The 7288-nt window shown below is 67.6% G+C and carries 6 protein-coding genes; 5 read left to right on the top strand and 1 reads right to left on the bottom strand.

All coding sequences use genetic code 11. The features are described from left to right. Nucleotides 1-150: 150 nt before the first annotated feature. A complete protein-coding gene (mnmE, locus tag ACEU5R_RS25805; RefSeq protein ID WP_392412589.1) occupies nucleotides 151-1503 on the bottom strand; it encodes a tRNA uridine-5-carboxymethylaminomethyl(34) synthesis GTPase MnmE in 1353 nt (450 codons plus the stop codon). Nucleotides 1504-1624: 121 nt separating this feature from the next. On the opposite strand from mnmE, the gene ACEU5R_RS25800 reads away from it, so the two are divergent. The 5 genes from ACEU5R_RS25800 to ACEU5R_RS25780 are packed head-to-tail and all read left to right on the top strand — an operon-like array spanning nucleotide 1625 to nucleotide 7166. Next, nucleotides 1625-3211 (top strand): ABC transporter substrate-binding protein, encoded by a 1587-nt coding sequence (locus ACEU5R_RS25800; RefSeq protein ID WP_392412588.1) that lies wholly within the window; start codon nucleotides 1625-1627, stop codon nucleotides 3209-3211. 22 nt (nucleotides 3212-3233) lie between these two features. After that, complete coding sequence (locus tag ACEU5R_RS25795; RefSeq protein ID WP_392412586.1) at nucleotides 3234-4208, top strand: ABC transporter permease; 975 nt, start codon at nucleotides 3234-3236, stop codon at nucleotides 4206-4208. Further along, nucleotides 4205-5122: an ABC transporter permease gene (locus ACEU5R_RS25790; protein WP_392412584.1), complete on the top strand. Its 918-nt coding sequence runs from the start codon at nucleotides 4205-4207 to the stop codon at nucleotides 5120-5122. Before ACEU5R_RS25795 ends, ACEU5R_RS25790 begins: the two co-directional genes overlap by 4 nt. Nucleotides 5123-5131: 9 nt before the next feature. Then, nucleotides 5132-6142 (top strand): ABC transporter ATP-binding protein, encoded by a 1011-nt coding sequence (locus ACEU5R_RS25785; protein ID WP_392412583.1) that lies wholly within the window; start codon nucleotides 5132-5134, stop codon nucleotides 6140-6142. After that, a complete protein-coding gene (locus ACEU5R_RS25780; RefSeq protein ID WP_392412581.1) occupies nucleotides 6132-7166 on the top strand; it encodes an ABC transporter ATP-binding protein in 1035 nt (344 codons plus the stop codon). Before ACEU5R_RS25785 ends, ACEU5R_RS25780 begins: the two co-directional genes overlap by 11 nt. Nucleotides 7167-7288: the final 122 nt, after the last annotated feature.

The following is a 7288-nucleotide window of genomic DNA, read 5'->3' as shown; positions in this document are numbered from 1 at the left end:
GCTTGAACTCCGCCACCTCGTTCTCCCAGGTGGCGATCAGGCTGTTCAGTTGCAGGCTCAAGTCTGGTTGGGTCATTGGTTTTCCTCTACCCGTCCCTATCACTTCGACCAAGCGCGTTCGACAGTGATCCGCCTGCTTCAGCAGCAGTTTCACTTCCCAATACAAAAACTGGAAAAAATCTCCCCCAGCAAATCATCGCTGGTGAACTTTCCCGTGATCCCCGACAGGCTGTCATGCGCCAGCCGCAATTCTTCGGCGAACAGATCCAGTACCCGGTCATCCTGCTCCGCATGCTCCCCGGCCAGTTCCAAATGCTCGGCCGCCGCCTGCAACGCATGCAGATGCCGCTCGCGCGCCAGCCACGGCGATTCCGCGCCCGGATTCCACCCCGCGATCTTCAGCAGCTCCGCGCGCAGCGCGTCCAGCCCCAGTCCGCGCTTGGCCGAGATGCCCAGCTCGCCCGGCCCGGCGGAAAAAGCTGTGGATAACAGATCCACCTTGTTGAACACCTTCAGCATCGGCGTGCGCGGCGGCAGGCGGGCGGTGATCTGGGCGTCGAGTTCGTCGCCGGGCTGGGTGGCGTCCTGCAGGTGCAGGATGAGGTCGGCGCGTTCGATTTCCTGCCAGCTGCGGGCGATGCCGATGCTTTCCACCGTGTCCTCGGTTTCGCGCAGGCCGGCGGTGTCGACGATGTGCAGCGGCACGCCGTCGATATGGATTTCCTGCACCACCTTGTCGCGCGTGGTGCCGGCGATGGGCGTGACGATGGCGATGTCGTCGCCGGCCAGCGCGTTGAGCAGGCTGGACTTGCCGACGTTGGGCTGGCCGGCCAGCACCACGTGCAGGCCTTCGCGCAGGATCACGCCCTGGCGGGCCTGGGCGATCAGGCGGCCGAGGTCGGCGGCCAGCGCGTCCAACGTCGGGCGGGCCTGGTATTTTTCAAGGAAGTCGATTTCCTCTTCGGGGAAATCCAGCGTGGCCTCGACCAGCATGCGCAGGTGGATGATGCGGTCGGACAGGTCGTTGACGCGGGCCGAGAATTCGCCCGACAGCGAGGCCATGGCGCCGCGCGCGGCGGCCACCGAGGACGCGTCGATCAGGTCGGCCACGGCCTCGGCCTGGGCCAGGTCCATGCGGTCGTTGAGGAAGGCGCGGCGGGTGAACTCGCCGGGCTCGGCCAGGCGCAGGCCCTGGTCGCGGCCGGCGGCCAGGCAGCTGTCGAGCACGCGGCGCAGCACGGCGGGGCCGCCGTGGCCCTGCAGCTCCAGCACGTCCTCGCCGGTATAGGAATGCGGGGCGCGGAAGTACAGCGCGATGCCTTCGTCGAGCAGCTCGCCGTCCGTCGATTTGAACGGCAGGTAGTGCGCGTGGCGCGGCGTGAGGTCGCGCTGGAACAATTTGCGCACCAATCCGGACAGATCCGCACCGGAAACGCGCACGACGCCGATGCCGCCCCTTCCTGGTGCGGTGGCGATGGCGGCGATGGGGGCGTGGACTGACATGGCGAAATCAATAGTGCGAGGCGATAACAATAAGGGAATATAACTGTTGCGCGAGCGCTTGGTTGCTGGTTAATGTGCCCGGCTAGAGGTTCAAAACCCGAAACAATCCTGGGAGATCACGATGGCATCTCGGTTTTCGCGTGTATTGGCCTGCGGCAGTGCCGCGGTGGTGTTGGCATTCGGCGCCTGTAGCGCGGCCATGGCGCGCGATCTGGTGATCGCGCTCAAGACCGAGCCGTCTTCGATGGATCCGCAATACCACGCGCTGACGCCGAACACGCAGATCTCCCAGACCATCTTCGACACGCTGGTCGCCACCGACGCGCAGTTGAAGCCGGTGCCGGCGCTGGCCGAGTCCTGGACCGTGGATGGCAAGGTCTGGACCTTCAAGCTGCGTCCCGGCGTGAAGTTCTCGGACGGTACGCCCTTCACCGCCGAGGACGTGGTCTTCACCTATGACCGCGTGCCCAAGGTGCCGAACAGCCCCTCGCCCTTCACGCTGTACCTGGGTTCGGTCGCCAAGACCGAGGCCGTCGATCCGATGACGCTGCGCATCACCACCAAGGACGTGGCGCCGAACCTGCTGGTGAACCTGGCGCAGCTGCCCATCATGTCGAAGAAAGCCGCCTCCGGGCCGGCCGCCGAGGGCAAGACCACCACGGAATTGAACAGCGGCGACGGCCTGGTGGGCACTGGCCCCTACAAGTTCGTGTCCTGGATGCGCGGCGCCGAGTTCGTGCTGGCGCGCAATGACAGCTATTGGGGCAAGAAGCCCGAGTGGGACAAGGTGATCTACCGCCCGATCAGCAATCCCGCCGCGCGCGTGGCCGCGCTGCTGGCCGGCGACGTGGACATGATCGAGGATCCCCCCACCGACGACCTGCCCAAGCTCAAGGGCGACAAGAAGCTCTACGTCGAGGAAACCCCCTCGGTGCGCGTGGTGTACGTGGCGCTGGACCACTACGCCGAGCCCTCGCCCGGCGTGCAGGGCACGGACAAGAACCCGATGAAGGACAAGCGCGTGCGCGAGGCGCTGTCGCTGGCGATCAACCGCGACGCGCTGGTCGAGCGCGTGATGGGCGGCGTGGCGCTGCCCGCCGGCAACCTGCTGCCCTACCCCATGTCCGGGTCGAGCAAAGAGCATTCCAAGGCGCCCAAGGCCGATGTGGAAAAGGCCAAGGCGCTGCTCAAGGAAGCCGGCTATCCCAACGGCTTCTCGATCACGCTGGGCTCGCCCTCGGGCCGCTACGTGAACGACTCCAAGGTGGCGCAGGCGATCGCGTCCATGTGGACGCGCATCGGCGTGAAGACCAGCGTGGACGCGATGGCGCCGCCGGTGTTCTTCAAGAACCGCGATTCCTATGCGTTCTCGGCCTATCTGGCGGGCTGGTCGGTGACCAGCGGCGAGATGTCCAATGCGCTGACCGCGCTGTTGGTGACGCGCAATCCGGAAGCGGGTCTGGGCACCACCAACCGCAGCCGCTACTCCAACCCCAAGATGGATGAGCTGGTGAAGGAAGCCTCGTCCACCATGGATGATGCCAAGCGCGCCGACCTGCTTGCGCGCGCCAGCAACATCGCCATGGACGACTACGCGATGTTGCCGGTGCACTTCGAGCTGTCGGTGTGGGCCATGAAGGGCGACATCCGCTACCAGGGCCGGCCCGACCAGGTCACCCTCGCGCAGTTCGCCACCCTGAAGAAGTAACGCGCATAGCGGGCGGTTTCACGTGCTGGCGACTATCGTAAGAAGGCTGTTGCAGACTGTCGTGGTCATGCTGGTGATGTCGGCGCTGGTGTTCGCCGGCATCTACATGGTGGGCGATCCGGTGTCGATGCTGGCCAGTCCGGAGGCCACCGAGGCCCAGCGCGCGGCGATCCGCGCGTCGCTGGGCCTGGACCTGCCATTGTGGCGGCAATACCTGATCTTCATGGGTCAGGCGGTGCGCGGCGACTTCGGCAACAGCTTCCTGACCGGCGAGCCGGCCATGCGCCTGATCCTGGAGCGCATGCCTGCCACGGTGGAGCTGGCCTCGGTGGCCATGCTGCTGTCGGTGCTGATCGGCGTGCCGCTGGGCATCCTGGCGGGCCTGAAGCCGCGCGCGCCCGGCTCGCGCGCCATCATGACGGGCTCGGTGCTGGGCTTCTCGCTGCCGAACTTCTGGGTCGGGCTGATGCTCATCATGGTGTTCGCCGTGATGCTGGGCTGGGTGCCGGCCGGCGGGCGCGGGCAGACCGTCAGCATCGGCTCGCTGCAGCTCAGCGTGCTGACGCTGGACGGCTGGGCCAGCCTGGCGCTGCCCGCGGCCACCATCGCCTTCGCCAAGTGCGCCATGATCATCCGCGTGACGCGCGCCGCCACGCGCGAGGCCCTGCCCATGGACTACATCAAGTTCGCGCGCGCCAAGGGCCTGTCAGAGCGCCGCGTGCTGGGCGTGCACCTGCTCAAGAACATCCTGATCCCCGTGGTGACGGTGGCCGGCCTGGAGTTCGGCCAGGTCATGGCCTTCGCCGTGGTCACCGAGACCGTGTTTTCCTGGCCGGGCATGGGCAAGCTGCTGATCGATTCCATCATCAACCTGGACCGTCCGGTGGTGGTGGCGTATCTGCTCCTGATCGTGTTCTTCCTGGTCATGCTCAACCTTGTGGTGGACATCATCTACACGGTGCTGGATCCCCGCGTCAGACTGGACGGCCGCCGATGACCACGCCCGCCATTGCCAGCGCGCCCGCCGCGCGCCCCGAACAGACGCCCTGGCGCCGCTTCGTGTCGGATTTCTGCGCCAACAAGCTGGCCCTGCTGGGCCTGGTGATGCTGGTCGTGATCGTGGGCGCGGCGCTGCTGGCGCCGTGGATCGCGCCGCAGAATCCCTATGACCTGGCCGCGCTGGACATCATGGATTCCAAGCTCAGGCCCGGCAGCGCAAGCGGCGACGGCGCCATGCGCTACTGGCTGGGCACCGACGGGCTGGCGCGCGACCTCTTGTCGGCCATCCTGTACGGCATGCGCACCAGCCTGCTGGTGGCGGCCGTGTCGGTGCTGGCGGCCTTCGGCATCGGCGCGACGGTGGGGCTGATCGCGGCCTACTTCGGCGGCCGCATCGACGCGCTGCTGATGCGTATCGTCGACATCCAGCTGTCCTTCCCGGCCATCCTGGTGGCGCTGATGCTGCTGGCGATCCTGGGCAAGGGCGTGGACAAGGTGATCATCGCGCTCATCGTGGTGCAGTGGGCGTATTTCGCGCGGGCGGCGCGCGGCGCGGCGCTGGTCGAGCGCGGCAAGGAATACGTCGAGGCCGCGCGCTGCATGTCGCTGGGCTGGGGGCGCGTGCTGTTCCGCCATGTGCTGCCCAACTGCATGCCGCCCCTGATCGTCATCGCCACCATCGACCTGGCGCACGCCATCGCGCTGGAGGCCACGCTGTCCTTCCTGGGCGTGGGCGTGCCGGTGTCCGAGCCCTCGCTGGGCATGCTGATCTACAACGGCTTCGAGTACCTGCTGTCCGGGCAGTACTGGATTTCCTTCTTCCCCGGCATCGCGCTGGCGCTGGCCATCATCGCCATCAACCTGGTGGGCGACCACCTGCGCGATGTGCTCAACCCGCGCAACGCGGACTAGGGGAAGGCGATGCAGGAAAACCTTGTGGACAAGTCGCCGGCGGCGTCCGGACCCGTGCTCGACGTGCGCGGCCTGAAGACGCATTTCTTCACGCGCAACGGCGTGGTCCGGGCCGTGGACGGCGTGGACCTGCATCTGGCGGCCGGCGAGATACTGGGCCTGGTGGGCGAGTCCGGCTCGGGCAAGAGCATCACCGGCTTCTCGCTGATGGGCCTGCTGGACGAGCCGGGCCGCATCGTCGACGGCAGCATCCGCTTCAACGGCGAGGAGCTGCGCGGCGCGGCGCCGGCCCGCTGGCGCCAGCTGCGCGGGTGCGACATCGCGATGATCTTCCAGGATCCGATGATGACGCTGAACCCGGTGCTGCGCGTGGACACGCAGATGATCGAGGCGGTGCAGGCGCATGGCGGCGCATCGCGCGACCAGGCGCGCAAGCGCGCATTGGAAACGCTGGCCATGGTCGGCATACCCGCGCCCGAGGAACGGCTGCGCGCCTATCCGCACCAGCTGTCCGGCGGCATGCGCCAGCGCGTGGCCATCGCCATCGCGCTGCTGAATTCGCCGCGGCTCATCATCGCCGACGAGCCCACCACGGCGCTGGACGTGACCATCCAGGGGCAGATCCTGTTCGAGGTGCAGAAGCTGTGCCAGGACACCGGCACGGCGCTGATCTGGATCACCCACGATCTGGCCGTGGTGGCCGGGCTGGCCGACCGCGTGGCTGTGATGTACGCGGGCCGCGTGGTGGAGACCGGCACGACCGAGGCCGTCATCAGCCATCCCATGCACCCTTACACGCACGGCCTGATCGCATCGATTCCCACGCCGGAATCGCGCGGGCGGCCATTGGAACCGATACCGGGCATGACTCCTTCGCTGCTCAACCTGCCGCAAGGCTGCGCGTTCCGGGGCCGCTGCCCGCGCGCGAGCGACGCCTGTCTGGCCGAGCCCCAGCCGCAGGAAATCCGTCCCGGCCAATGGGTGCGCTGCTGGCACGCGGGAGCGCGCGATGACGCATGACGCTACGACGCCCATCCTGTCGCTGCGCGGCGTCGAGCTGCGCTTCGTGCAGCCGGTGGACCTGGCCGGCCGCATCGCCAACCTGCTGGGCGCGGGCCTGAAGACGCAGGTCGTGCACGCGGTGGCCGGCGTGGACCTGGATGTGATGCCGGGCGAGGTCATCGGCATCGTGGGCGAGTCGGGCTGCGGCAAGTCCACGCTGGGCCGCATCGTCTCGGGCATCCTGCCGCCCAGCGCGGGCGAGCTGCGCTATCGCGGCAAGCCGGTGCAGGGCCTGCCGGGCCCGGAACGGCGCGCCTACGAGCTGGGCGTGCAGATGATCTTCCAGGATCCCTATGCCTCGTTGAACCCGCGCATGCGGGTGCGCGAGATCATCGGCGAGGCGCCGGTGGCGCACAAGCTGGTGGCCGCGCGCGACAAGGCCGATTACGTGGCCGGGCTGATGCGCCAGGTCGGGCTGGACCCAGGCTATGCGCAGCGTTATCCGCACCAGTTCTCGGGCGGCCAGCGCCAGCGCATTGGCATCGCGCGCGCGCTGGCGCTCAAGCCCTCCGTCATCGTCTGCGACGAGGCGGTGGCGGCGCTGGACGTGTCGATCCAGGCGCAGGTGCTGAACCTGTTCGAGCGGCTGCGCGGCGAGCTGGACCTGACGTACCTGTTCATCAGCCACAACCTCAGCGTGGTCAGCCACATCTCGGACCGCGTGGCCATCATGTACCTGGGCCGCGTGGTCGAGCTGGCGCCCACCGACGAGATCTTCCAGCGCGCCAATCATCCGTACACGCAGGCGCTGCTCAAGGAGCTGCCGACGCTGACGCCGGGCCGGCGCGCGTACCGGCCGATCAAGGGCGAGCTGCCGTCGCCGCTGGATCCGCCGACCGGCTGCGCCTTCCATCCGCGCTGTCCGCAGGCCATGTCGCGCTGCAAGACCGAAAGGCCCTTGCTGCGCGCGATCGCGCCGGGGCATGTCAGCGCCTGTCATCTGAACGATGAAGGGGCCGCGCCGGCCAGCGCCAGTGGTTGATGCCTGGCGATGAACGAAGGCCGTCGATGGGCAGTCATTGATCGGCGGCCTGCGTTGGAGGCCGGCTGATCGTGGCTGAAATCCCGGGGTTTTCCCGGAAACACGCTCTCTTGCCGTGGCGT

It is taken from the genome of Achromobacter sp. 413638 (assembly GCF_043119405.1).
Classification (GTDB): domain Bacteria; phylum Pseudomonadota; class Gammaproteobacteria; order Burkholderiales; family Burkholderiaceae_B; genus Achromobacter.
This window is presented reverse-complemented; position numbering and strand designations above follow the sequence as displayed.